The sequence below is a fragment of the Kibdelosporangium phytohabitans genome, from assembly GCF_001302585.1.
GTDB classification, from domain to species: domain Bacteria; phylum Actinomycetota; class Actinomycetes; order Mycobacteriales; family Pseudonocardiaceae; genus Kibdelosporangium; species Kibdelosporangium phytohabitans.
The window spans coordinates 7,024,113-7,048,364 of the sequence record NZ_CP012752.1 but is presented as its reverse complement, the minus strand read 5'-3'; the positions used below and the strand labels follow the sequence as shown (position 1 = coordinate 7,048,364).

The 24,252-nt window shown below is 68.7% G+C and carries 23 protein-coding genes; 12 read left to right on the top strand and 11 right to left on the bottom strand.

Annotated elements, in window-relative coordinates; translation table 11 throughout:
- Positions 1 to 127 precede the first annotated feature (127 nt).
- The 5 genes from AOZ06_RS31680 (at position 128) to AOZ06_RS31660 (ending at position 5,923) form a co-directional block, all read left to right on the top strand.
- Complete coding sequence (locus AOZ06_RS31680; RefSeq protein ID WP_054292744.1) at positions 128 to 505, top strand: hypothetical protein; 378 nt, start codon at positions 128 to 130, stop codon at positions 503 to 505.
- Positions 506 to 523: 18 nt separating this feature from the next.
- Positions 524 to 1,015, top strand: coding sequence for a hypothetical protein (locus AOZ06_RS31675; protein WP_054292743.1), 492 nt, complete (start codon positions 524 to 526; stop codon positions 1,013 to 1,015).
- The gene (locus AOZ06_RS31670) at positions 1,015 to 2,190 is read left to right on the top strand and encodes an MAB_1171c family putative transporter (protein WP_054292742.1); all 1,176 of its coding nucleotides are present in this window, start codon (positions 1,015 to 1,017) and stop codon (positions 2,188 to 2,190) included. The genes AOZ06_RS31675 and AOZ06_RS31670 overlap by 1 nt, the downstream gene beginning before the upstream one ends.
- 220 nt (positions 2,191 to 2,410) lie before the next feature.
- Positions 2,411 to 3,316 carry a hypothetical protein gene (locus tag AOZ06_RS31665; protein WP_054292741.1) on the top strand — a complete coding sequence of 302 codons (906 nt, stop codon included), beginning with the start codon at positions 2,411 to 2,413 and terminating at the stop codon, positions 3,314 to 3,316.
- A 504-nt stretch (positions 3,317 to 3,820) separates the two neighbouring features.
- The gene (locus AOZ06_RS31660) at positions 3,821 to 5,923 is read left to right on the top strand and encodes an acyltransferase family protein (protein ID WP_054292740.1); all 2,103 of its coding nucleotides are present in this window, start codon (positions 3,821 to 3,823) and stop codon (positions 5,921 to 5,923) included.
- Here the strand turns inward: AOZ06_RS31660 and AOZ06_RS31655 are convergent.
- From AOZ06_RS31655 to AOZ06_RS31635, 5 genes are all read right to left on the bottom strand, one after another.
- Positions 5,910 to 7,103, bottom strand: a complete 1,194-nt coding sequence (locus tag AOZ06_RS31655; RefSeq protein ID WP_054292739.1) for a sugar efflux transporter — start codon at positions 7,101 to 7,103, stop codon at positions 5,910 to 5,912. The two genes, AOZ06_RS31660 and AOZ06_RS31655, sit on opposite strands and share 14 nt — an antisense overlap.
- 54 nt (positions 7,104 to 7,157) lie before the next feature.
- Complete coding sequence (locus AOZ06_RS31650) at positions 7,158 to 8,189, bottom strand: LLM class flavin-dependent oxidoreductase (RefSeq protein WP_054292738.1); 1,032 nt, start codon at positions 8,187 to 8,189, stop codon at positions 7,158 to 7,160.
- Positions 8,190 to 8,227: 38 nt separating this feature from the next.
- On the bottom strand, positions 8,228 to 8,602 hold the full coding sequence (locus AOZ06_RS31645) for a PH domain-containing protein (RefSeq protein ID WP_054292737.1): 375 nt from the start codon (positions 8,600 to 8,602) through the stop codon (positions 8,228 to 8,230).
- 754 nt (positions 8,603 to 9,356) lie between these two features.
- Positions 9,357 to 10,235 carry a hypothetical protein gene (locus AOZ06_RS31640; protein WP_054292736.1) on the bottom strand — a complete coding sequence of 293 codons (879 nt, stop codon included), beginning with the start codon at positions 10,233 to 10,235 and terminating at the stop codon, positions 9,357 to 9,359.
- A gap of 105 nt (positions 10,236 to 10,340) precedes the next feature.
- Entirely contained in the window at positions 10,341 to 11,117 is a 777-nt protein-coding gene (locus tag AOZ06_RS31635; protein ID WP_054292735.1) for an E3 ubiquitin ligase family protein, read from the bottom strand.
- A gap of 64 nt (positions 11,118 to 11,181) precedes the next feature.
- Here AOZ06_RS31635 and AOZ06_RS31630 point away from each other — a divergent pair, with 64 nt between their 5' ends.
- Complete coding sequence (locus AOZ06_RS31630; RefSeq protein WP_083472069.1) at positions 11,182 to 11,556, top strand: YchJ family protein; 375 nt, start codon at positions 11,182 to 11,184, stop codon at positions 11,554 to 11,556.
- 36 nt (positions 11,557 to 11,592) lie between these two features.
- Entirely contained in the window at positions 11,593 to 11,988 is a 396-nt protein-coding gene (locus AOZ06_RS31625) for a PGPGW domain-containing protein (RefSeq protein WP_054292733.1), read from the top strand.
- A gap of 400 nt (positions 11,989 to 12,388) precedes the next feature.
- Here the strand turns inward: AOZ06_RS31625 and AOZ06_RS31620 are convergent, their stop codons facing one another.
- Positions 12,389 to 12,583: a chymotrypsin family serine protease gene (locus AOZ06_RS31620; RefSeq protein ID WP_054292732.1), complete on the bottom strand. Its 195-nt coding sequence runs from the start codon at positions 12,581 to 12,583 to the stop codon at positions 12,389 to 12,391.
- A 614-nt stretch (positions 12,584 to 13,197) separates the two neighbouring features.
- Here AOZ06_RS31620 and AOZ06_RS31615 point away from each other — a divergent pair.
- Positions 13,198 to 13,509: a nuclear transport factor 2 family protein gene (locus tag AOZ06_RS31615; RefSeq protein ID WP_054297058.1), complete on the top strand. Its 312-nt coding sequence runs from the start codon at positions 13,198 to 13,200 to the stop codon at positions 13,507 to 13,509.
- A gap of 100 nt (positions 13,510 to 13,609) precedes the next feature.
- On the opposite strand, the gene AOZ06_RS31610 is transcribed toward AOZ06_RS31615, so the two are convergent.
- Genes AOZ06_RS31610 through AOZ06_RS31590 form a run of 5 tightly spaced genes read right to left on the bottom strand, consistent with a single transcriptional unit; the run spans position 13,610 to position 20,254 of the window.
- Complete coding sequence (locus AOZ06_RS31610) at positions 13,610 to 16,099, bottom strand: glucosidase family protein (RefSeq protein ID WP_218921810.1); 2,490 nt, start codon at positions 16,097 to 16,099, stop codon at positions 13,610 to 13,612.
- Complete coding sequence (locus tag AOZ06_RS31605; protein WP_054292731.1) at positions 16,096 to 16,917, bottom strand: carbohydrate ABC transporter permease; 822 nt, start codon at positions 16,915 to 16,917, stop codon at positions 16,096 to 16,098. The genes AOZ06_RS31610 and AOZ06_RS31605 overlap by 4 nt, the downstream gene beginning before the upstream one ends.
- Complete coding sequence (locus tag AOZ06_RS31600) at positions 16,914 to 17,894, bottom strand: carbohydrate ABC transporter permease (protein WP_054292730.1); 981 nt, start codon at positions 17,892 to 17,894, stop codon at positions 16,914 to 16,916. Before AOZ06_RS31600 ends, AOZ06_RS31605 begins: the two co-directional genes overlap by 4 nt.
- On the bottom strand, positions 17,891 to 19,204 hold the full coding sequence (locus tag AOZ06_RS31595) for an ABC transporter substrate-binding protein (RefSeq protein WP_054297056.1): 1,314 nt from the start codon (positions 19,202 to 19,204) through the stop codon (positions 17,891 to 17,893). Before AOZ06_RS31595 ends, AOZ06_RS31600 begins: the two co-directional genes overlap by 4 nt.
- Before the next feature lie 30 nt (positions 19,205 to 19,234).
- Positions 19,235 to 20,254: a LacI family DNA-binding transcriptional regulator gene (locus AOZ06_RS31590; RefSeq protein ID WP_236951804.1), complete on the bottom strand. Its 1,020-nt coding sequence runs from the start codon at positions 20,252 to 20,254 to the stop codon at positions 19,235 to 19,237.
- Positions 20,255 to 20,378: 124 nt separating this feature from the next.
- Here AOZ06_RS31590 and AOZ06_RS31585 point away from each other — a divergent pair, with 124 nt between their 5' ends.
- From AOZ06_RS31585 to AOZ06_RS31570, 4 genes are all read left to right on the top strand, one after another.
- A complete protein-coding gene (locus AOZ06_RS31585; RefSeq protein WP_169799007.1) occupies positions 20,379 to 22,232 on the top strand; it encodes a glycogen debranching N-terminal domain-containing protein in 1,854 nt (617 codons plus the stop codon).
- Between the two features lie 63 nt (positions 22,233 to 22,295).
- Positions 22,296 to 22,592, top strand: a complete 297-nt coding sequence (locus AOZ06_RS31580; RefSeq protein ID WP_054292727.1) for a hypothetical protein — start codon at positions 22,296 to 22,298, stop codon at positions 22,590 to 22,592.
- A 403-nt stretch (positions 22,593 to 22,995) separates the two neighbouring features.
- Positions 22,996 to 23,946 (top strand): TauD/TfdA family dioxygenase, encoded by a 951-nt coding sequence (locus tag AOZ06_RS31575; RefSeq protein ID WP_054292726.1) that lies wholly within the window; start codon positions 22,996 to 22,998, stop codon positions 23,944 to 23,946.
- A complete protein-coding gene (locus AOZ06_RS31570; protein ID WP_054292725.1) occupies positions 23,946 to 24,239 on the top strand; it encodes a class I SAM-dependent methyltransferase in 294 nt (97 codons plus the stop codon). The genes AOZ06_RS31575 and AOZ06_RS31570 overlap by 1 nt, the downstream gene beginning before the upstream one ends.
- Positions 24,240 to 24,252 lie beyond the last annotated feature (13 nt).

Sequence of the window (24,252 nt, the reverse complement as noted above, 5' to 3'; positions counted from 1 at the left end):
CTATGGCCGTCGACGTGGCGTGCGCTTGGGTAGAACTACGCGTCCGCGAGCGCCGAAGGGGCATTTCATCGCGGTCTGTGACATGTCGAGTACATTGAGCGTGTCGCACACAGCTGGGGGTGAGCCGATGCACCGGGAAGAGTCCTGGCTCGCCACGACTGTGAAAAGGTTGCTCGCGGACAAATACGGCGGCCGAATCCCCGGTGTCCGCCGCATTTCCGCCGATATCGCCGAGGCGAACGGCGGCGACACGATCTCGCACGGCCACGTGCACAACATTCTCACCGGCGAGGCGGAGAACCTGACCGACCGGACGAGAGTGCTCTTGGCCAGGTTCTTCGGCAAACAGCCCGCCTTCTTCCACCCACCCGAGCACGGAACGCCGAACGCGGACTCCGTGCACGCGCTCGCGGCCCGGCTGGCCACCTTCGACCAGGCCCAGCTCGACGCGATCAGGACGGCGTTGGACATCGCTTCGGGACAGCGCCGCCCGGACGAGGACTAGATGAGCCGACGTTGTTCCATGATCTTGGAGACGGTGCAGGCGATGACGTGGAAACAGGCGCGTACCGAGGCAACCGTGCTGGTGGCGGAACTGCCGCCGTTGCCGAGGCCATGGCGGATCGAAGAGCTCTGCGCGGCGCTGGCGCGGCGGCGTGGCCGTCCGCTGCTGCTGCACGAACTGGACCTGGCGGCACTGCCGTTCGGCCTCTGGTACTTCGACGGCGAACGAGACCACATCATTTCCCGCGCGGGCACCACGGGATACCACCGCGACCACATCATCCTGCACGAGCTCTGCCACATGCTGGCCGGTCACAACACCGCGCCCGGCCCGGCGGCCGGTGACGGCCTGGCGGCACAGGTGATCGCCGCCGCCGTGACCAACCCGCACACCAACGCCCAGGAGGAACTGGCCGAGGCGTTCGCGACGATCGTGCTCAAGCAGGCGCGCAAGCGCCCGCCGGGCGGCGACTTCGAGCAGCGAGCGTCGGCCGTCTTCGGCGCGGCCTGATGGTCGAGGACGTCTCCCGCTGGGTGGTCCTGACCGTCGTATGGCTGGTCGTGCTGGTCCGCACTCCGGCGATGGTCCGCGACGCCCAGCAGCGCCCGCTGTGGGTGGTGCTGGTGGTGGTCGCGCTCGGCGCGATCCCGATCCAGCCCTGGTTCGCCGGCTGGATCGACCAGCTCACCGGTGACCCGAAGTTCCACAACCTGTTCCGCGGCCTGTTCGCGGTCCTCGACGCGGCCGTGACGTGGCGGTTCGTCGTGCACATCGCGGGCCGCACGGACACGTGGTGGCATTCCGCCGGTGGGCGCTGGTTGCGTGCGGCGACCGCGTGGGCGGTCGCCGTCGCGATCACCGTCTGCTACTACATCACCCCGGCGGCCCAGCGGTTCAAGCCGTCGCCGGACGGCCCGTTCGCGGTGTACAACGTGTTGATCTTCCTCTACCTGGGGATCTCGTTGGGCGCTGCCGCGTGGCAGATGTGGCGGCACCTGCCGGGGATCCGCGGCCGGACGCTGCGCGCCGGGCTGGGGCTGGTGGCGATCGGGAACGCGATGGAGGTGCCGTTCGCGGTGATCCGCGTGGGCGAGCGCCTGACGTGGTTCGGCTCGCCGGTGCTCACCGACGTCGCGTTCTACGCGTCCACCGCCCGGTTCGTCATGGTCCCGCTGGGGTGCGTGGTCGCCGCGTTCGAGCCGATGCGCACCGCCCTGGTGCACTACTACCGGCGCGTGCGGCTCTACTCGCTGTGGCGCTCGCTCAGGGACGCGACCGGGGACATCACCCTCGCCCGGCCGGTGTCCCGGTGGCGGGACGTGTTCACGGTCGACGACGCGTGGGAACGGCTGCACCGGCGGATCATCGAGATCCGCGACAGCGCGTTCCACCTGCACGACTCCTGGTGCCACCCGGAGCTGGTCGACGAGGCGTCCGGTGCTGTGCCCGCGGCCGCGGACAGTGACCGGATCGGCGTCACCGCGCGGTGGCTGGAGGTCGCCAGACGGGAGAGCCTGGCGGGCGTGCCGAAGCGGTACGCGTCGTCGGACAAGGCGTTCCTGCCCGCGCTGGCGGCTGAGGAGTCCACTGTGTACCAGGAGACGCGGTACCTGCTGATGCTCAGCCGGGAGCTGAGATCCCCTGCGGTGCAAGCGTTCGGTGATCGTTTCGCGGGCGTCCACTGAGTGTCCAGCGTACTTGACGCGTGACTGTGTGTGTCGGTAGTGTCCACGCTGCGATGGCGCGGACACGGCCGGTGGCCGCACACGGGTGCGCCGATCGGGCCCCGTAAACGCGACTGGTGTGCGTTCGCTCGGAGGCCCGAACTGGGGGTGCCTCCGAGCGTGAACACCACGATCCGCGCCGGTTTGAGGGCCGGCGGGCGTGCGCGTAGCGTCAGTTCGCGTGACCGAGGCCGACGTCGATCGCCTGATCAAGGACTACACCGGCACGTTGCCCCGCGAACGGCTCGGCCGGCTGACCCAGCTGGCTGCCACGCTGAGCGACCAGCTCGCCCGTGCGACGGGAACCAGCGCTCCGCGTGAACTGCACGCGCTCAGTGGCCGTCTGGGCATCATGCTGGCCTACACCCACCAAGACCTCGGCGACGCCGAGACCGGTGCGCGCCACGCCCAGCTCGCTGCCCGGCATGCCGACCTCGCGGGCCACGACGAGCTGCGTGTGCACGCGGCCACTGTGCACGCGAACATCCTGTTCTGGGACGAGCGCCCCGAGGCGGCGTTGCACGTCGTGGAACCCGAGATCCCGTCGGCGCCCGCCGCGCGTCAGGCGGGCCTGCTCTACAACCAGGCGCGTGCCAGAGCGGCGATCGGCGACCGCGGCACCGCGCTGGCCGCGCTGCGGCGGGCGGGGGAGTACGTCGACCGCGCGCCCGCGGACTCGTTGTGGGGCGGCACATCCTTCGAATGGCGGCAGGCGTCCGGGCTGCTGCTGGCGGCATCGACGCACGTGCGGCTCGGAAACGGCGTTGCCGCCGCGGAACTCGCCGAACAGTGCCTGGCCGCCTATCAAGCACGGCCGCGCGGCGAGAAGCCGAGCAACGCCGATGTGCGCGCGCTGCTGGAGTTGATCACCGCGCGAGTGCTGACCGAGGACCTCGACGCCGCCGGCGAGGCGTTGCGTCCGGTGTGCGCGCTCGAACCGGCGCGGCGCACCGAACGGCTTGTGCGGCGGGTGGAGTTCGTTGAGCGAACAGTCGCCGCGTCGCGCTTCGCCCGCACTCCCGAAGCTGGAGCGTTGCTCGAGCAGACTGGTGATTTCACTAGTTCGGCCGCGGCCCGCCAGGGCTGAAGGCAAAAAAAGGGTGTCGCGCTCAACCAGCCTGGGGGTTACCGGGAGCGCGACACTGATGAAACGGTATCCCCGCAGACGGTTCTTGTCCACTCCCTGGCGATCACCTGTCTGTCACAGTTTTCCCGACGGCCCTGCTGACCAGTGCAAAGCGGCTGGCAAAAAGTCGCCGACGGCCGGATCCGTGCGATCGATTGCCCCCGGAGCACCCCCCGGAGCACCCCCGGATCGCCCCCGATCACCCGGTGAAAAGGCACCGCGCGGGCAGGTGATCGGTGACCAATGGACAGGTTCGCGCCCAATGTCCCGGTCTGCCCGGTCGTGGCCCGGCGGGTTCCACAGTGGAGTGTGATCCCCCTCACGAGTTGAAACGTCACAGTCCACTGCGGAGATGTCCTCCTTGATCCTGCCGACGGACGCTGGGGAGCCTGGTCGGCGTATGTGGGGGCTTGCAGCGGTTTCGCGCCTCGCGCGCGTGTGGCTGGGGACTACGGGGAGACGGTCATGGTCAAGTCGGCGCGTGCCGATATCCAAGGGCTGCGTGCGCTCGCGGTCGGGCTGGTGCTCGTCTACCACCTGCTGCCGGAGCGGCTCACCGGCGGCTTCGTCGGTGTCGACGTGTTCTTCGTGATCTCCGGCTTCCTGATCATCGGGTCGCTCGCCGACGAGATCGGCCGGACCGGCCGGCTGGCGCTGCCCGTGTTCTACGGCAGGCGGATCCGCAGGCTGCTGCCCGCCGCGTCGGTGGTGCTGCTGGCGACCGTCGCCGGTGTCCTCGCCCTGGTGCCGATGCCGCGCTGGCCGGAGATCATGCAGGAGATCGCCGCGTCCGCGTTGAACGTGCAGAACTGGCAACTGGCGATCTTCTCGACGGACTACGGGCACGCCACCGCGGCCGCGTCACCGGTGCAGCACTTCTGGTCGCTCAGCGTGGAGGAGCAGTTCTACCTGCTGATCCCGATCGTCATGGCGGTGGGCGCGTTTCTCGGGCGGCGCAAGGGCGTCACGGCCGGTGTCGTGTTCACCGCGATCCTGGCGTTCACGGTCGCCTCGTTCGTGTACTCCGCGACGAGCACGGCGACACCACCGGGCGCCGCGTACTTCATGACCACCACACGGTTGTGGGAACTGGGAATCGGCGGTCTCGCCGCGATCGCCGTCCGCCGTGTCCGGCTCGGGGCGGCCGTGCGGCTGCCGCTGGGCTGGCTCGGCCTGGCCGCGGTGGTCCACAGCACTGCGACGTACACGACCGCGATGGCGTTCCCCGGCTGGATCGCGATCGTGCCGACGCTCGGCACCGCCGCGATGCTCCTCGCCGGAACCGGTGAACGGCGTTCGGTTGTAGAACTTCCGGTGGTGCTCGGACTGCGCCCGCTGCGTTACCTCGGCGACATCTCCTACAGTCTGTACCTGTGGCACTGGCCGGTGATCGTGTTCATGCTGGAGTACAGCGGCAACGACCGCCTGTCACGTGTCCAACTGATCACCGCGGGCGTGCTCAGCCTGGTGCTGGCGATCTTGTCCAAGCACTTCGTCGAGGACCCGTTCCGGCGCCGCCGCCCGGTCGCGGCGGTGACACCCGCGCCCGCCGAACCGTCCACATCGGTCGTGCGCAGGCCGTTCCGCACTCGCCTGCGGGCGACGTATCTCCTGGGCGTCGGAATGGTGCTGGCCACGCTGGTGACCGCGACCGTTCCGTGGCGAGTCGGCGCCGCGCACCGGGACCAGCTGCTCGCCGCTGCCGCCGAGGCGCTCGACGACGTCCCCGTCACCACGACCGTTCCCGATCCCAAGAAGCTCCAACCGGTCACGGTCCGCGCCCCGCTGGTGCCCGACCCGGCGATCGCGGACACGGACATGGCCGCGGCGTGGGCGGACGGCTGCGCCACCTACGACTTGAAGACGCGGCCCGCCACGAGCAACCACTGCGTGTATGGCGACCCGTCGGCGCCGAAGACGATGGTCCTCGTCGGCGACTCGCACATGACCATGCTCAGCAGCACCGTCGTCAACTACGTCACGAGGACGGGCGGCTGGCGCGTCAAACTTCTGGTGCAGGACGGATGCCCGTTCGGCGACCTGCCGCCGGACCGGAGCGGGTACCCGTTGCGCGGCTGCGCGGACATGGCGCGCAAGCTCGTGCCGGAGTTGCTCCGGATGAAGCCGGACCTGGTCGTGACGGCCGGTTTCACCCTCGGGTTCGAAGTGGTCGACGGCCAACGGCGCTGGTACAACCGGGATCGCCTGCTGTCGGGTTACCGATCGGTGCTCAAACCGCTGTCCGACAGCGGAATCCGGATCGCCGCGATCCGTGACGTGCCGCTGATGACGACGAACACACCGCGGTGCCTGATGCGCGAGCCGGACAATCCGTCCACATGCGGCACTCCGCGCCTCGCGGCGCTCGGCACCGAGCAGGACCCGTTGGTCGAGGCGGTGTCGACGCTGCCCAACACCACGATCGCCGACCTGACGCCGTGGCTGTGCGACGACAGGGTGTGCCCGGCCGTGATCGGCAACCTGGTGGTGTACCGGGACAACCACATCACCGAGACGTTCGCGCGGACACTGACGTTCCCGCTGGGGGAGCAGCTCAAACTGAAGTAGCGGCGGCCCGGCGCGGCCTGCCGAGGAACAGCGACAGCAGGCCCAGCACGACGAGCACGAGGCTCATCAGGTACGCCGTGCGGTATCCCAGTTCCTGCGCGAGCCCCAGCAGCGGCCCGGCGAGCATGATGCCGACTGTGAGGGTGTTGGAGTACAGGGTCGTGGCGAAACCGGGCCGGTCGGGCGCCAGCGCCTGGAAGTACGTCAGGCCGACACCCATCACGGCCGCGATCGCGATCGCGCTGAGCAGCTGTCCGGCCGCGACGTGCCAGACGGCGCCGGTCATCAGCATGACCGTGTGGTACGCCAGCGCGACGCTGCCGCCGAGCAGCACGATCCGGTGCTGGTCGAACCGCGTCGCCAGGTGCCCGAACCAGAGGATGATCGGGATCTCCAGCGCGGCGCACAGCCCGAGGACGAGACCGGCGTCGCCCGTGGTGCCGTGCAGGACGTCGGTGACGAACAGCGGCATCGCGTTCACGCCCAGCGCCGAACCGCCTTGCAGCAGAACGAGACCGATCGCCGCGAACACGATCTGGCGGCGGACGGTGCCACCGGACTCGTCCTGTGTGGCCTGCGGCTGCAGGCCCAGTTCCGGCATCCGGGCGGACATGAGTGCGACGACGAGGAACAGCGCGGAGGCACCGAAGAACAGCCCCTCGAACCCGGTCTTGTCGAGCAGCAACGCCGCCAACGGCGGCCCGCCGACCCACGCCAGCGACAGCAGCGTCCGCATGATGCTGACCCCGAAAGACGCTTTGGCGGGGTTGGTTCGTTCCAGCGACTGACGCGTGTACGCGAACATCTGCGCGAGCAGGCACGAGGAGATCGCGACCAGCGTGACCGAGACGGCGAGCAACGCCCAGTAGTTGCGGACCACAGCGAAGGCAGCGGCGCCCAGCGCGCCCGAAACAGCACCGCCGACCAGGAGGTTGCGGCGCATGGCCCGGGTGTCGGACAACCGGCCGAGCCAGGAGCTTGCGACGAGCCCGGCCAACGGCGACACCAACATGAACGCCCCGAGCGCCGCCGAACTCGCGTGCACCTCGTCGCTCAGGAACAACGCGAGGAACGGCCAGGTGAGCGCGTTCGACACACCGATCGGCACACAGATCGCCGCGAGTGGGAGCAACGACCGGATACTCAGCGAAGTGTGCGTCGCGCTCGCGGCAGTAGTCACCCGATCATCCTGCTTCGCCGAGGATGATTTGGTCCAAACCTTTTCGGGCCCAGCTCAGCCGAGCTCGGCGCGGACCTGGGGGAGCACCTCCGTGCCGAGCAGTTCGATGGCGTTCATCACAACCGGGTGCGGCACTCCGGACCAGTCCATCTGCATGGCGTAGCGGTCCGCGCCGACCAGTTTGCCGACGCTGATCATCCGCTCGGCGACCTCCTGCGGGCTGCCGACGAACAACGAGTTGGCGTCCTTGGCGTACTCGTCGTAGTGGGCGCGGGTCGGCAGCGGCCAGCCACGCGCCTTGGAGCCGTACCGCATGGTCTCCATCCAGTACGGGAAGAACGCCTCCTTGGCGTCCTGCGAGTTCTTCGCGATCAACCCGATCCCGCCCATGGTGACGTGCAGGTCGCCGGGCGCGTGGCCGCCGGACTCGCCTGCCTTGCGGTACAGGTCGACCAACGGCTTGAACCGCTCCGGCTGCCCGCCGATGACCGCGTAGACCACGGGCAGGCCCAGCAACCCGGTGCGGATGGACGACTCCGGGTTGCCGCCCGTGCCGATCGAGATCCGCAACCTGTCCCGGTACGGACGTGGCAGCACCCGGACGCCGTCCAGCGGCTCGCGGAACTTGCCCGACCACGTGATCGGGTCCTGCCGGTCGAGGTGCAGCAGCAACGCGAGCTTCTCGTCGAACAAGTCGTCGTAGTCCTCAAGCCGCGCACCGAAAAGCGGGAAGGACTCGGTGAACGAGCCGCGACCGGCGAGCAGCTCGGCACGGCCGCGGCTGAGCTGGTCGAGCGTGGTGAACTGCTGGTAGACCCGGACAGGATCCTCCGTGCTGAGCACGGTCACCGCGCTGGACAAGGTGATGTTCTCGGTCACGCTCGCCGCCGCGGCCAGCACAGTCCCCGGGTTGGAGATGGCGTACTGGTCGAGATGGTGCTCACCGAGACCGTAGAAGGACAGACCGAGCTCGTCGGCCAACCGGATCCGCTCGATGGTCTGCGCCAGAGCGTCGGCGACGGACACCTGCTCGCCCGTGATCGGGTCGGGGTGCCGGTCGCCGAAACTGTAGATGCCAAGCTCCATGTGAGCGGGAACAAGTCAGGATCGGTGACTATTCCGGCTCAGAGGGCGTGCGCCGCGATCAGCTGGCCGATCTGGCGGATGTTCGCGCCGCCGCGGAACTCGAGACGGACGCTGCCCAGACCGCTGAACCACAGGTCGAGTTCGGCGTCGAGGTCGAACGTGCCCGCCGTCTCGATCGAGAAGGCCTGGATCTTGCTGTAGGGCAGGGAGGTGTAGTCCTTCTTCTTGCCCGTCACCCCTTGGACGTTCACCGCTATCAGGCGCTTGGTCGTGAAGACCACGTAGTCGCGCACCGCCTTGAAGGCCAGGAGGACTTGCTCGCCTTGGATGAGGATGGGGGCTACTTCCGGGGCCAGGTTGTCCACCTTCGCCGGGGAGAGCTTGAAGACCGTGTTCTTCTGGAAGTCGATCACTTGTTCAGGGTAGCTGTTTTCGCTCTTGTGCGTCTTCGGCTTCGTGTTGCTGTTCGGCTCTTCGGTTGGCTGGGGCTTCGGTCTCTTTGGTCGGCCTTGGTTTGTCGTGCCGCGGTCCCTGGTTCTGGTTTGGTTGTGCCATGCTGTAGCTCTTGACCCTCTGCGGGCTGGGGCGTCGCCGATTTGACAAAGGGGCCCTGAGGCGCCCTTGGGCAGCGTAAAGGAGGAGCCCCTTTATTTTCTCGATGGCTTGGACTTTTTCCAAAGCGGCGGAGCTCTCCGCGCATACAAGCCTACCGGCGTCTCTACCCTTGTGAAATCGGCGCCGCTCTGGGGTTTTCGGGGCCTTCTGTTGTTTTTCGTGCTGCTTTAGATTTGATTGTCTTGGCTTTTCGGTGCGTTGGGTTGCGATGGTCGTGCTTTCGCCGGTTCGGGTTGGGCTGCGCTGGTTCGGGGCCGTGCTCGTTCCGGGTGCGATGGTTTTGGTTCTGGGGCCGTGCTGGTTCCGCGATGTGATGATGTCGGTTTTGTTGCTGTTCGGGGTTGTGGTGTTCTTGGATTTCGCGCCGCTTCTGGGTGCTGTGCGAATTTTTCTGTTCGTGTTGCTCTGGGTTCGTGGGCCGTCTTCTGTTTTCTCGCCGCCCCTGTGTGGGCCCTGGTTGGCCTTTTTGTTGGGTATTTTGGGCGTGTTTCGCTCACTGGGCTTTGTGTGTTTTGCCGTCTTTTGGTGTTCCCCGCTGATAGTGGGGCTTCTTCAGCAGGACTGCATGAGGACTCGCTCCATCACCTTGCGGGGCAGTGCCGGGTTTGCTGCTGCGGCTTCTGCTACGAGGAGGTCTGGGTCGTCGAGGAGTTCTGTGATGGTTTCTGCTGGGAGGTTCGGGTGCTTCGCCGCGTGGCGGCGGGCGGGGAGGACGCGGAGGCATGCCACGAGTGTTTCCGCGTTTGCGTTCGGGTGCTGGGCGATGTGTGGGCAGGTGGGTTCCGAGCGGTGGGCCAGCTTGTGCAGCAGTTCTGGTGGGCAGTTGGGGTTCTTTGCCGCTACCAGTGCCTGGATCACGCGTGTTTCCGGGTCGTTGATCAGCTTGTCGACCAGGTCCTGCGGCAGTTTCTTGTGCATGGCGGCCAGTGCTCTTACTTGCCAGTCCTTCGCCGTTGCCAGCCAGCGGAGTTCCGGCGGTGTCGCTGAGGCGACCCGGGGCAGCAGGATGTGCGGGAGGTTCACCGTCACCGCTATCTCCGCGAGCAGGCTCAGTGGGACGTTCGGGTTCCACGCCAGTTCCGGCCGGACTGCCCGGTCGTCCGCCAGGGTCCACAGCAGACTCTCCGGCAGCGCCGGGTTCCTCGCCAGGTAGAGGCGCACCCAGAGCCTTCTGTCCGTCGCCATCTGGTGGTACGTCTCCACCGGCAGGTCTGTCCGGCGGGCCATCACTTCGCCTGTCGACTCCATCGCTGGGATGTCCGCCGCTTCCGGGATCTGCGTCCCCGGCCCGCCGAAGCCGAACAGGTCCCCACCGGCGTCGAGTTCGCCGCTGGTCATCACGACGAGCTTGTCCAGCAGGTGTACGGGCAGGTTCGGGTTGTCCGCCAGTCCACAGAGGTGTGCGAGGTGCCGGGTGTCCTCGTTGGGCAAAGTTTCCTCCGCTCGGTGGATGCCGGTTCTTCTACCGGGTCCGCCTGTGCGGAACGTTTCAGAATGCCCTTCCTTGATCGCTTCCGCTACCGCCATTCGTACCAGTCAGCGCACGATCCCCCAGATCGTCAGCGCCGCACCCAGCGCGAACGCGGCTATCACCCCGATCGCCAGCCACTGGTGGCGCTTCGTGCGGCTTTCGCGCAGCTCCGCCTCCGTCCTCGTCGAGATGATGAAGTGGCCACCTTTCTCCGGCTTGGCGATCACCAGCGGACCGATCTTGTCGTGCACCTCGCCGAGGATGTAGAGCGGGCGACCCGTCCGGATCAGCCACTCCCTGTACTCGAAGCCGATGGTCGACCCGCCACCGCCACCGCCGACGTTGATGCCGAAGATCGTGATGCCACCGCCGTCACCCCGGTGCGGCTCGAACCTGTTCACCGTCTGCTCCGTGCCGTCCGGCTTGGTGCCGCCCGGGTCGACGCCGATCGTGTTGCCGTCCGGGTCGATCACCGCGTATCCGTCCCCGGTGGTGTGTTCGGCGACCTTCTCCGTGCGCTTCGACGTGCGGCGTTTCCCGTCGCGGTATTCGACGTGCTCGTAGTGCCGGTCGACGCGGTAGCTGTACCAGACGCACTCGGTTTTGCTGAGCTCCGAGATCAGCGGGCCTTCCGGGCGCGGATGCGCCGCACCGACCACCTCGGCCGTCTTGCGGAAGCCGCCGCGGGCCCCCAGTTCGTCGGACACCCGGCGCAGGTCCTCCAGCTCCGGGATGGGCAGTGTCTCCGTGCCGATCATGGCGTGCAGCTCACTCTTCGTGTGCCGCATCCACCAGAACCCCGCGAACGAGGCCAGCACGAACACGACCCCCGGAATCGTCATGGCGATCTTGTTAGCGCGTTCGGAGTAAAAAGGCAACTGTGCGTCATGATCTAGGGTTTGCCGGGTGGCCGCATTCTGTCCTTGCGATTCAGGCAAGTCGTACGCCGAGTGCTGTGGTGTCTTCCATCGGGGCGACGCGACGGCCGGCACGGCGGAAGCGTTGATGAGGTCGCGGTACAGCGCGTACGCCCTCGGCGACAAGGACTACCTGCTCAGGACGTGGCATTCGACGACGCGCCCCAAGCGGCTCGAGTTCGACCCTGACCTGCGCTGGACGGGCCTGCGGATCCTGAGCACCACCGGCGGCAGCCCGTTCCACAAGGCCGGCACGGTGGAGTTCGACGCGAGCTACGAGCAGAACGGGCACGTGGAGGTCATGCACGAGAACAGCAGCTTCACCCGCGAAGACGGCCATTGGGTGTACGTGCGAGCCACGTGAAATGCGGATTGCTGCCACGGGCCGCACAATCAGGCTGTGGCAGCGGTGAAACGGGTGACGCTGACGGTCGTCGGCGGTGTGCTCCTGCTTGTCGGCGTGGCTCTGCTGGTGCTGCCGGGGCCGGGGCTGCTGCTCGTCCTCGCCGGCCTGCTGGTGCTGGCCTCGGAGTTCCCCACATTGGAGAAATACGTCGACCCGGTCCGTGACCGGGCGATGAAGGCCGCCGAGGACAGCGTGAAGTCGCCGCTGCGGATCGCGTGGTCCGTGCTCGCCGGGCTGGCGTTGATCGCCGCGGGCATCGTCTGGGGCACGGTCGACGGCCTGCCGCTCGCGGGCTGGAGCACCGGGTCGAGCCTGATCCTGTCCGGGATCGTGCTGTTCGCGCTGCTCATCTGGAGCTACCGCCGCGTGCACGGCAAAGGCCCCGGCTGATCGCACCGTGGCCTCGCACCCGGTCAGATGCCGATGCCGGAGTCCCGGTTCGCGGTGGCGAAGTCCTGGAACCCGAGCCGCGGCCCGGCGGAACGGGTCACCGTCCCGTTGGCGACCACGCCGCCCGAGGTGTGCGAGTAGACCGAGCCGCCGCTGTCGCCGCCGCGCGGACTGCACGCCCTCGGTCTGCTCGGCTTCGACGAGGTCCTCCTCGTCCCGCCAGAAGAAGATCACCTTCAGGTTGCAGACCGGGCCGCCGGTCTGCTCGGCGCTGGTCACGCCGGACTGGCAGAGGAACTGGCCGACGAACACGTGACCCCAGCCGGTGACGGTCACGGTCGAGTCGCTGTCGCCGTTGCCGACGTACATCCGGTTGGCTGGAGCCGGCCGTGGGGATGATTTAGATGTCGTGGTCGTCCCTGGCCGAGCCGACGGTGCCGGCGAACTCACCAGCCCGGTCGGCGATCCGGTGCCCTGGCCGGCCGCAGTGCCCGGCCGACAGCACGAACCGCGCGCCGGAGCCGTTGCGCACGCCGAAGCCGCCGTGCAGATGGTGCTGTTGGTCTGGTTCCAGGTGCCCGCGCCGCCTTTCCACGGCGCGCGTCGTTCTTGCGGGATTTCTCCGTCATCGGCTGCTCGTGCACGACCCGAATCGGCACGTCGGCGGTGATGGACGCCGAGTTCGTCAGCACCCCCGGATATACGGCGAGAACAAGCCCGCTGCCGTCACCGGGATTCTTGACGCCATGAATCCCCGACTCGGGATGGGCCCGGCGCCAGGCGTTCAGCTTTTCGGCAGCGGCCGGCAGCTCGCGCTGAGAATGCGCCGCCTTGGCGATCCGGACAGGCGCCTGGCTCGACGCGCGGTGCACGCTCCTGGTGACCGGGCTGGGTACCTCACCCCTCCACCAGAGCACGACCTCCTTGCCGGCCAAGGTGATCCCGGCGAACCCGGGATGGGCGACCGCCTCCGCACGCACCACTTCGGCCGCGCCGACCAGCGGCCGTTGGTCGAGTGTTTTCGACGCGCCGACTGCCGGCCGCGCCGGATGTCCGGCACGACCCAGCTGCCGACCAGCCAGCCCGCGCTCAACCGCTGGGACTTGGCTTGGCTGTTCGACCGTCATCTCAACCTCCGTTTGGCGCATCCCCCGATATGGGGGCCGGGATGCGAACAGCCGGGTCCGGGTTCATGCTGGGCGCGTGACGATGGATGCAGCTGTGCAGGCGGCCATTGACGCCGCGAACAACAACGACCCCGCCGCGTTCCTGGCGTGCTTCACCGAGGACGGTGTGGTCGACGACTGGGGCCGCGAGTTCCGCGGCCCGGAACTCATCGGTCAGTGGAGCGACAACGAGTTCATCGGCAAGCAGGTCAGCCTCGACGTGACCGAAGTGGACACCCGGGACGGCGAGACCATGGTGACCGCGCAGGTCGGCGGGAACGGCTTCAACGGGCCGAGCCACTTCTCGTTCACCGTCGACGGCGACAAGGTCTCCCGGATGACCATCCGGGCCTGACCTGCTGGCCGGGGTGCTCGCCACGGGGCCACGGCGACGCCGAGGAGAACCCGCTGCTCGACTTCGCCGTGCCGCAGCGATTCCTGCGCGGGGAACGCGTCTAACGGCCTGTCCTGACCTCCAGCCGCGCCGAGGCACGAGTCGACGTCACGCGGACCTCGGAACCTCGTGTCGTGGTGACGACTTGATACGGGACAGGTCGGCCATCGAGTCGCACAGCGGCGACGGTTGTGCCCGGGGCAAGCACGGCACCGACTGTGAGTGCCGCGCCGACCGCACGCGACTCGACCACGGTCCGGTGGACGCCCCCGTCCCGGGTGACGCTGACGTCGACCGAGCCGCGCCCGACCCGGATGTCCCGGCCCGCGATGGAGTCCTGGCCGTCGGGCAACTGGGAAACCACCACGAGACGACCGTTCCCGAGGTCCGGCGCCACCCCGAGCTGCTGGTGCACGACCGGCCAGAGCGTGCCGTACGTGCCCCACGCCTGAAGGTTCATCGAACGGTCGTGGAACGGCCGGTCGATGTTGGCCTTGAAATCGGGCGACGGCGCCACCTCCGGCATCGCGCCCGGCGTCTCCCACACGGCCGGGTCGAGCTGGATCCGGGCGTTGCCGGTGGTGTACCGGCGCTGCGCGGACAGCCGTCCGTAGTTGCCCTCGGCCACTGCCATCACGGCTGTGTTCAACGAGTACGCGGCGCGCTCGCTGCCCACTGTGGACACCAACGGGTCACAGGACGGGCCCGGATTGCCCGCTGGTGCGCTGGTCGGACCGGTTCCCGTGTGGAACGTCCCGAACTCGCCGTTGTAGCAGGCGCGTTCGCGCTGGGCGAGCGCCTGCCTGCCGTGCTCGGCCGACGCGAGCGGACCGGCTTCCATGGGCGTGATGCCGGTCCAGTGCCGTTGGAACACCGGGGTGTTGTCGTCGGCGGGGTTGGCCGGATCGTCGATCGACTCCGCGTAGCCGGCGCCATCCGTGACCCACCACTGCGCCTCGAACCGCCGTCGCAGGTCCTCGGCCTTGCCGGCGGCCCACCGCGCGACAGCGTTGTCGTGCTTGCTGTCTGCCAGATCGGCCAGGTCGAGCAGTCCGCGGATCAGGTAGACCGCGCTGTCCAGCTTCTCCTCGCCCATACCCTGGCGTTCGACGTTGCCGAGGCCTTCCGGCCAGCCGTCCCCGTCCTTGTCCAGTGTTCCGGTGACATACCTCAGATTGCGCACCGTGAAGTCGTACATCTCGTCGCGGAACGCGTTGTCTCCGGTCCACCGCCAGAGCAGTGCGACAGCGCTGGGGAACTTCGCGGTCTCGTCCGTGTTGCCCGCGGCGGTGTTGCTGCCGAAGTAGACGTCCCCAGTGGACACCACCTCGTGCACCACCTTGCCACTGCGGTTGTTCAGCATTTCGCTGACGTCCCGCAGCGCACGGAGGTGATCGCGGACGATGTCGAACTGCCCGGCCGCCACCGCCGCGTACGCGCTGTACTCGCCGTCCGTGGCGAACAGCCACGGATAGTCCGGGAAACCCGCCGCCAGCCACCGCATCCGTGGCACGGTCCCGACCGGGCCGGGATACGCCTTGCCCTCGTCGACATCCCGGATCCGGGCGTTGCGCACCTCCTGCACGGAGTCAAGGAGATTCTGCTTGCTCCACTCGATGCTCCGCTCCAGCAGCCGGTCGCCCGGCAGATCCACCACAGTGGACGCCGCCGCCGACCGCCGTGCCGACACCGTCCGGTGCAGCCCGCCTGCCGGATCACGCAGGACCTCGCCGAAAGCCGCCCGCGCCTGGCCGCTGGTGTTCCCGCCCGCGACGGCGAACCAGATTGTCGCCGGGCGTCCGGCGGCCAGTGGTAGCGAGTACTCCAGCCTGCCGCCGGTTCCCTTGCCGAACGCGGAATCGTCGCACCGCGCGGGCGCCGGGCCGTCCGCCGGACACACCACTGCCGGGTCCTGTGGCCCGCGGTGACCCGGTCCCAGCGCGTGGCCCGACGGCTGGGACGCGGATCCGACGACCGCGGAGCCGACGGTGTCCTGGAACACCAAGGCCCCGTCGCTGACCGATCCGCTGTCCGGGCCGTTGATCCCGGCGTTGGGCGTGGTCCAGCCCCACGGGTACGCGGGCATCAGCTCCGAGTGGGCGTCCATGACCAGCCGCGCGTCCCGTTCCCGGTCGGCACGCAACGTCAGGCCGATGACCGTCACCCGTGCGCCCGCGGGTACGTACTCCACGCGTTGCACCGAAAGGCCGCCGCCGCGGTACTCGAACCGTTGGTAGCCCTGGCCGCGGGTGTACCGGGTCGCCGGAACGTCCTTGCCCAGCCACGACCCGTCCACCGCGAACCACACACCGTCGAGGAGCTTCACCGGCGGCGCCCAGAAACCGCCCATCTCGCCCCGGATGTGCCAGCCCGTCGCCGGGTACAGCCCGGTCTCGTCGCCCATCGTGAACGCCCGGTCGCCGGAAACCAGTGCCCGCCGGTCGGCCAGCCGGGTGGTCTCCGACAGCTCGCCGGACGGTGCCGCCGCAGCGGTCGGCACCGGCAGCAGGGTCGCGGCGACCACCAGAACCGTGACAAGCCCGGCCTTCATTTCACGCCTCCCGCGGTGAGGCCCGCGATGATCCGCCGCTGGAACACCAGGACCAGGATCACCAGCGGGACGGTGACGACCACCCCGGCCGCCATCTGGGTGCCGAAGGGCTGGTCGAACCCGTACGCGCCGGTGAACCGCGAGATCGCCACGGTCGCGGTCTGCATGGATTTGTCGTTCACCATCGACAGCGCGATGATGAACTCGTTCCACGCGGTGATGAACGTGATGATCGCCGTGGTGAACACGCCGGGCGCCGCGAGCGGCAGGATGATCCGGCGGAACGCCTGCAGCCGCGTGCACCCGTCGATCATCGCGGCCTCCTCGAGCTCACCCGGCATCTGCCGGAAGAACGCGTTGAGGTTCCACACCGCGAGCGGCAGCGCGAACGACATGCTCGGCACGATCATCGCCTGGTAGGTGTTGATCCAGTTGATGTCGGTGAACAGCTTCAGCAACGGCACGACCAGCGAGATGCCGGGGAACATGGACGTCGCGATGATCAGCGCGGCGACCGCGTTCTTGAACCGGAACCGCAACCGGGCCAACGCGTACGCCGCCGACACACCGACCAGCAACGTCAGCACCGTGGCGATCCCGGCCACCACGAGGCTGTTGAGCAACGCGCGGCCGAACCCGACATCCGTGCCGAACACGGCGGTGAAGTTGGTCGCCGACACCGGGTTCGGGATGGGGGAGAGCGAGAACTGGTCGGACGGCCTGCGGAACGCCGACGCCAGCATCCAGTAGAACGGCGCGAGGCAGTACACCAGGATCGCGGCCAGTCCGGCGTAGCGCAGCACGACACGAGTGTTCATGCGGGCACCACCTCGGGCTTGGCCAGCGGCTCGGGCCCGCGCTCCCGCGCCTGCCTGCCGCGGTCACGCACCTCGCCGATCACGTCCGCGCCCAGCAGTTTCACGAACACGAACGCCACCACGGCGATGTACACGAACAGGATCGTGGCGTAGGCCGCGGCAGGCCCGAACCTGAGGTTGCTGGCCTCGTCCCACGCCAGCATCGTCAGCGTCTCCACGGATTCCTTGCGGTTGCCGATCAACACGAACGGCAGGTCGAACATCCGCAGCGAGTCCAGCACCCGGAACAGCACGGCGACCACGAGCACCGGCCGGACGAGGGGGAGCGTGATCGACCAGAACTGCCGCGCCGGGCTGGCACCGTCCACCCGGGCGGCCTCGTAGACGTCACGCGGGATCACCTGCAGCCCGGCGAGCACGAGCAGCCCGATGAACGGCGCGGTCTTCCACACGTCCGCGATCATCACCGCGAACTTCGCCTGCCAGCCCTCGGTCGTCCACAGGATCTGGTTGCCGATCAACGCGTTCGCCACGCCGTCGGCCTGGAAGATCCACTGCCAGAGGATCGCCGACACGGCCGTGGGGATCGCCCACGGCACCAGGATGCTCGCCCGGACCAGGCCACGCCAGCGCAGCGCCTGGTGCATCACGAGCGCCATCGCCACGCCGATGACGACCTCGGCGGCCACTGTCGTCACGGTGAAGAACGTGGTGTTGCCGAACGCGTTCCAGAACCGGGTGGCCGCCGGCCCGCTGAACATCCCGGTGTAGTTGTCCAGTCCGGCGAACTGGTCGCCCTGGACCACGAATCCGTCCGCGTCGACGCTCTGCCCGCTCTGGTACAGCGATTCCCGCAACGCGGCGACCAGCGGATAGCCGACGACCAGGCCGAGCACGACGAAAGTGGGGGACAGCAGGAGCGCGGCGAGCCGTCCGGCCTCGCCCGCCGCATCTCCGCGCCGAGCGAGCGTGGTCACTTCAGCAGGTCCTGCAGCTTGGCTTGCAGTTCCTTCAGCGCCGTGCCGCTGTCCTTGGTCTTGGTCAGCGCCGCGTAGGCGGCTTCCTGGATCGCGCTGGTGACGTCGCCGTAGCGGACGGCCTTCGGGCGCGGCTTGGCGCTGAGGATCGACTCCTTGAGCGTCTTGAGGTACGGGAACTGCTTGTTGAGATCGGCGTCGTCGTAGAGGTTGGCGCGGGTCGGTGCCTGCGAGGTGGCCAGCAGGTTCGAGCGTTCGGCCGCTTCGGAGGTGAAGAACTTGATGAAGTCGAGCGCGGTCGCCTTGTTCTTGGCGAACGCGGAGATCGCGAAGTTGTGCCCGCCGAGGCTGGACACGCCGGGGCCGGACCCGTCGCCGGGCAGGGGAGCCACGTCGAACTTGCCCGCGACCTGCGACGAACCGTCGGTCTTGCTGGCCAGCGCCCACTGGTAGGGCCATTGGCGCATGAACAGCAGCTCACCGGCCTGGAACGCGCGGCGGCCGTCCTCCTCCTTGAAGGTGATGGCCTTCTGCGGGATCTGGCCGCCTGCGAACCCGTTGACGAGCTTGTCCAGCCCGGCCTTGGCCTGTGGTGTGTCCACAGTGGGCTTGCCGGATTCGTCGACGATCGATCCGCCCGCCGAGTTGACCGCCTCGTCGAAGTTGACCGTCAGGCCTTCGTACTTGTCGAACTGCCCGCCGTAGCAACCGATGTTCGCGCCTTCCGGCAGCGCTTTGACCTTCTGGCACGCGGAGGTCAGCTCATCCCACGTCTTCGGCGGCTGGACGCCCGCCTTCTCCAGCAGATCCTTGCGGTAGTACAGCAGTCCGGCATCGGAGTAGACCGGCACGGCGTAGAGCTTGTCGCGGTACTCCGCGGTCGCCACGGCCGGTTTGAGGAAGTTGTTCAGGTCGAACTGGTCACGGGGGAGCTCCACCACCCACCGGTTGGCCGCGAACTCCGCGGTCCACACCACGTCCATGTTCAGCACGGTGTACGCGTCGGATTTCACCTGCGCGTTCTGGATCATCTGCTGGCGCTGGCCGTCGGCCGAGTCCGGCAGTTCGACCAGCCGGACCTTCTCGTTGGGGTGGCCCGCGTTCCACTCCTCGGCCAGCTTCTGCATGTTATTGGACGTGTCCTTGCCGGTGGCCAAGGTGATCTCGCCGCGTCCCTCGAGCGCGGGCGCCGCGCCACCCCCGCCACCACCTGTCGCTCCTGACCCGCCGGATCCTTCGCTACCGCACGCGGTGAGCAGCAACACCGCGCTCACCAGCGCCGTCAAGCGCAGCGTGGTCTTGTGTGCCATCAGCTGTTCTCCCATCACCGTTGATGCCGATCAATCAATGGGCGCGCTGCCCCGCGCCACGATCCGCCCGCGCAGCAGCACGCCGCCGGAACGCTCCGCCCCGGTGTCCAGCAGGCGCACCAGAGCCGACGTGATCCCGGCGGTCGGCTGGCTGACCGTGGTCAGTCCGCCGTCCACCGAACCGGCCAGCACGGAGTCGTCGAACCCGGTGACCCAGATGTCGTGCCCTGGGCGCAGTTTCCTGCGGCGCACCTCGGTCAGCACCCCGACCGCGAGCAGGTCGCTCGCCGCGACGATCGCGGTCGGCGGGTTCGCCTCGTCCAACAGGACGGCGGTGGCTCGTGCTGCTGCCTGCATGCTGTCCGAATCGGCACACGCGGACTGCTCCGAGAGACCCAGGCGTCGGCATTCCTCCTGCCAGCCCCGGCGCCGGTCGTGCGCCGCGCCCATCGGCACCGGGTCGCACCAGCCGACGAACGCGATCTGGTCGTGCCCGGCGGCGTGCAATCTGCCGACCATCTCCGCACATGCGCCCGCGCCGTCCACATCGACCCACGGACCGGGCTGCTCGCCTTGTGCGGGCCAGGTTCGGCCGAACGACGCGAACGGGATGCCGCGCCCGGCCAGCCAGGCGTGCCGGGGGTCGTCGCCGACGGTGTCCGACAGGATGAAACCGTCGACGGCCCGCTGGGCGATCAGATCCGCGTACGTGGCAAGGCCGTTGGCACCGTCCGGCGCGGTGAACACCAGCATCCGCCGCCCGGTGCGCTCGATGGCCTCGGTGAGGGTGTGCAGGAACGGGTCCATGAACAGGCTGCGGCCGGGGTGGCGGGCCAGGCAGTAGCCGATCAGCCCGGCCTGGCGGGTGGCGAGGCTGCGCGCCGTGCGGTTCGGTTGGTAGCCCAGTGATTCGATCGCGGCCTGGACCTTGCGCAGGGTGGTTTCCTCGACGCGTTCGGGTGCGTTGAGGACGTTGGACACGGTCTGCCGTGACACCCCGGCCTGCGCCGCCACCTGGCGGAGTGTCACAGCCTGTCTGCGTTCCGTCACCGTCCACTCCCGACTTTCGGCCGAGCTGACATGCATCCCGCGGTTTGACCGGTCAAAATGAGGCGGTAACTGTGGCTCACGCCGCTCACCGATGTCAAGGCCGCGGCCGACCAGGGGAGGAACTGTGACTGGACCGAGCGCTTCCCAGCACACACTCGTCACTGTTCTGCGCGCGCCGTCGCTTGTGCTGTGCGACCAGGGAGGCGACCTGCTCGGCGGCTTCTGCGGATGGTTCTTCCGGGACAAGCGTGCGCTTTCGGTCGTCCAGTTGACGATCGGCGACATGGTCCTGGTGGCAGTCGGACGCCACCACCCCGATCCGGCCGGTGTCACGTTCGACGCCGTGGCACGGCAATCCGCCGCGCAGTGGCGGGATTCGACCATCCACGTGCGACGCCACCGCACGCTGGCCGCCGCCGACCTGCTGGAACAGCTGGAAATCACCAACTTCGGCGAGCATGGCCAGGCGCTGGCCGTCACCATGCGCGTGGCCACCGACCTGGCGGGCGTGGACGCGGTGAAGGCCGGTCGCGAAGCCGCGGTGGTCACGCCGACGGTCGAAGGGGATGCCCTGAGCTGGCGCGGCAACGTGATGTTTCGCGCCGAACCCGTTGGCGCGCTGACGATCGATAACGGTGTGGCCGAGCTGGCCTGGCACGTCGACCTGGCGGCGGGGCGGACCTGGCGGCTGGCGCTGAGCGCCCACGCGGTCCCCGAACCGGCCGACTTCGCGCAGATCCCGGTCCGCGACCAGCCGCGATTCCACGAAGAACCCACCGGAATCGCCGGGACGAACCTGGCGGATCTGCGCGCACTGCTGCTCGCGGACCCGGACCACCCGGCGGACACGTACGCGGCCGCGGGAAGCCCCTGGTACCTCACGCTGTTCGGCCGTGACTCGATCTGGGCCGCGCGGCTGCTGCTGCCGCTGGGAACGGACCTGGCCGCGGGCACGCTGCGCGCGCTGGCCCGCCGTCAGGGAACCCGGCACGAGCGGGACGCCGGGCAGCAGCCCGGCAAGATCCCGCACGAACTGCGCCCCGGCGCCATCGCCACCGGCCAGGTGCGGCTGAACTCCCGCTACTACGGCACGATCGACGCGACACCGCTGTGGATCTGCCTGCTGCACGAGGCGTGGCGCGCGGGCATGCCCGCCGACGAGGTCCGCGCGCTGACGCCGAACCTCGCGGCGGCGATGGGCTGGCTGACCGGCCCGGACGCCGATCCCGACAGCGATGGCCTGGTCGAGTACGTGCCGTCGGTGTCCGGCGGCCTGACCCACCAGGGCTGGAAGGACTCGCACGACGCGTTCCTGCACCGCGACGGCCGTCACCCCTCGGCGCCGCTGGCGTTGTGCGAGGTCCAGGGATACGCCTACGCCGCGGCGAGCGCGGCAGCCGACCTGGCTGACGCCTTCGGCCTGCCGGAAGCTCCACTGTGGAGGGAATGGGCGGCGCGGCTGCGGGATCGGTTCCGTTCGGTGTTCTGGATCGAGGACGACTCCGGCCGCTATCCGGCGATCGCGCTGGACGGCACGAAACAGCCGGTCGACGGCGCCACGTCGAACATGGGCCACCTGCTCGGCACCGGCCTGCTGGACCCGGCGGAAGCCGAGCTTGTCGCGTCCCGCCTGAGCGGCCCCGACATGCTGACGCCGTACGGCCTGCGCACGTTGAGCGCCGACAGCCCGATGTACAACCCCTTCAGCTACCACCGCGGCTCGATCTGGCCGCACGACACCGCGATCGTCATGACCGGGCTCGCCGCCGAAGGCAGGCACGACCTCGCCGCCCGGATGGCACACGGCATCGTCCGGGCCAGCGAGCACTTCGACGGCCACACGCCCGAGCTGTACGTGGTGCTGGACGGGCAGCCGCTGGCGTATCCCGCCGCGTGCGTACCGCAGGCCTGGTCGGCCGCCGCCGTCGTTCGGGCCGCGTCGACGCTGCGGAGCCAGAAGTCCGACAGATTCCGCTGAACGGCTTGGCCGGCTCCGGTATTCCTTGTCCTGGCACCTGGTTTCCGGGACGGGGAGTGAGTCGTGGACGCGACGACAGCCATCACGGACACCGTTGCCCGTACCTGGTCGGTCGAACTGGTCCGCGCGGGCGCGCCACGGTACCAGTCGTGTGTCGGCCTGGTGCGTCAGAAGTACGCACAGCGGTACGGAGCCGTGGTCGACCCACGGCCGGATCTGTTCGTCGTCGCGGCGGCCTACGGGCTCAGCGAGAACGGATCGGTCGCCGCGCTCAACGGCCTGGTCTCGTGCGGCTCGGCACCGTCGGGAAACCGTTGCGCCACTGCGAGGCCCGCCGTCCCGAGCGCGGTGAGCCGCTGATCCGGAGCTCGTCGCTGCTGACGGGCTACCCCGGCCCCCGACGACCCCACCGGGTTGCCGCTCGACGCCGAGGGATGGCTCTGCACGGGCGACGACGCCGACATCGACGCCGACGGGTACGTGACCATCACCCGGCAGGCTCAAGAACATCGTCATCACGTCCGACGGTCGCAACGTCAGCCCGGAATGGGTGGAGGCGCAGTGCAAGAGCCAGCCGGGCATCGAGGCGGCGGCGGTGTCCGGCGACAACTTGCAGCAGCTCGTCGGTGTGTTCGTGGTCAAACGCGGTGCCGGCGGACGAGGCGTTCTGCGCCGAGTTCTTCACCGTCACCGGGCGTCCGCGCCGCACGGCCATCCGCGAGGCGCTCGGCACGGGCCGGTTCGAACCAGTGGAGGTCTGATCATGTTCGACAGCTTCGCGACCGCGTCCCACGTGGACGGCAAGGGCCCTGTGGTGTCCACAGGCGACTCCGCCGACTTGGCCACAGTGGACAGAATCGACCTGCTCACGGCGCTCGCCGAACACGGGTACGTCCTGCTGCGCGGGTTCGGCACCGGGACCGAGTCGTTCTCCCGGCTGATCCGGAGCTTGTCCTCGCGGATCACCCTCGATCCGGCGCGCCGGTTCGCCGGTGGCGGCGTGGCGCAGAAGGTCGAAGCGGGCCTCGTGCCGCAAGGCCGGCACGTGGGGAACGGTGCCACGCCGTGGGTGCCGGACCTGGTCTGGTTCTACTGCGAGGCACCGGCCGGGACCGGATCGCAGACCACGATCTGCGACGGCCGCCACGTGTGGGACCGGTTGCCCGAGCCGACGCGGGAGTTGTTTCGCACCACGCGGATCACGTTCGCCCGGCCGATGGCGGAGGACAAGTGGAGGAACCTGGTGTTCCGCCTGCTCGACGGCCGCGGGACCAGGGACGAGGTCACGTTCGACGACCTGCTGGCCGTGACCGACGACGACGTGGACGTCGAATACCTGCTGCGCCCCGACGGGTCGGTGCACTACAAGTACTTCACCTACGCCGCGCACACGACGTTGTTCAGCACCGGCATCGCCTTCGCCAACAGCATTCCGGCGCCGTCGGTGAACCACGAACCGCCGGTGATCGAGTTCGAGGACGGCCGTCCGCTCGACGCGATGCTGATGCGCCGGATCCTGGAGGCCACCGAGCTGGAGACCGACGAGATCGAGTGCCACGCCGGTGAGGTCGCGCTGGTCGACAACAGCCGGTTGATGCACGGCCGCCGCAAGATCCGCGATCCGCGGCGTTCGCTGTACAACGCGCAGAGCTACTTGCAGGCGGACCTGGCCGCCGCCGTCAGGGAACGCCTCGCGCCGGTGACCACCGGCTGATGTCCACACAGTACGACGCGATCGGCCGGTCCTACGAGCGCGTCAAGCACGAGATGCCGCCGCCTCGTTTCCCCGAACGGATGACCTTCGAATCGCTGGCAGGGCAGTGCGCGGGCAAGGACGTGCTGGATCTCGCGTGCGGAACAGGCTGGCACAGCAGGATCCTGCGGCGCCTCGGGGCGGTGTCCGTTGTCGGAGCGGACATCTCGGGTGAGATGACCGCCGTCGCCCGCGCCCTGGCCCCGGCGACCGGTATCTCACCGCCGATGCCCGTGACCTCGGGTCGTCGGTGAGTTCGACCTGGTC

Bases quoted from the DNA above. Each gene is read 5' to 3' on its own strand.
- AOZ06_RS31615 (WP_054297058.1), top strand. From the start codon at position 13,198: ATGGATGCAGCTGTGCAGGCGGCCATTGACGCCGCGAACAACAACGAC.
- AOZ06_RS31680 (WP_054292744.1), top strand. From the start codon at position 128: ATGCACCGGGAAGAGTCCTGGCTCGCCACGACTGTGAAAAGGTTGCTC.
- AOZ06_RS31575 (WP_054292726.1), top strand. From the start codon at position 22,996: ATGTTCGACAGCTTCGCGACCGCGTCCCACGTGGACGGCAAGGGCCCT.
- AOZ06_RS31605 (WP_054292731.1), bottom strand. From the start codon at position 16,917: ATGAACACTCGTGTCGTGCTGCGCTACGCCGGACTGGCCGCGATCCTG.
- AOZ06_RS31610 (WP_218921810.1), bottom strand. From the start codon at position 16,099: ATGAAGGCCGGGCTTGTCACGGTTCTGGTGGTCGCCGCGACCCTGCTG.
- AOZ06_RS31635 (WP_054292735.1), bottom strand. From the start codon at position 11,117: ATGACGATTCCGGGGGTCGTGTTCGTGCTGGCCTCGTTCGCGGGGTTC.
- AOZ06_RS31650 (WP_054292738.1), bottom strand. From the start codon at position 8,189: ATGGAGCTTGGCATCTACAGTTTCGGCGACCGGCACCCCGACCCGATC.
- AOZ06_RS31660 (WP_054292740.1), top strand. From the start codon at position 3,821: ATGGTCAAGTCGGCGCGTGCCGATATCCAAGGGCTGCGTGCGCTCGCG.
- AOZ06_RS31595 (WP_054297056.1), bottom strand. From the start codon at position 19,204: ATGGCACACAAGACCACGCTGCGCTTGACGGCGCTGGTGAGCGCGGTG.
- AOZ06_RS31670 (WP_054292742.1), top strand. From the start codon at position 1,015: ATGGTCGAGGACGTCTCCCGCTGGGTGGTCCTGACCGTCGTATGGCTG.
- AOZ06_RS31570 (WP_054292725.1), top strand. From the start codon at position 23,946: ATGTCCACACAGTACGACGCGATCGGCCGGTCCTACGAGCGCGTCAAG.
- AOZ06_RS31675 (WP_054292743.1), top strand. From the start codon at position 524: ATGATCTTGGAGACGGTGCAGGCGATGACGTGGAAACAGGCGCGTACC.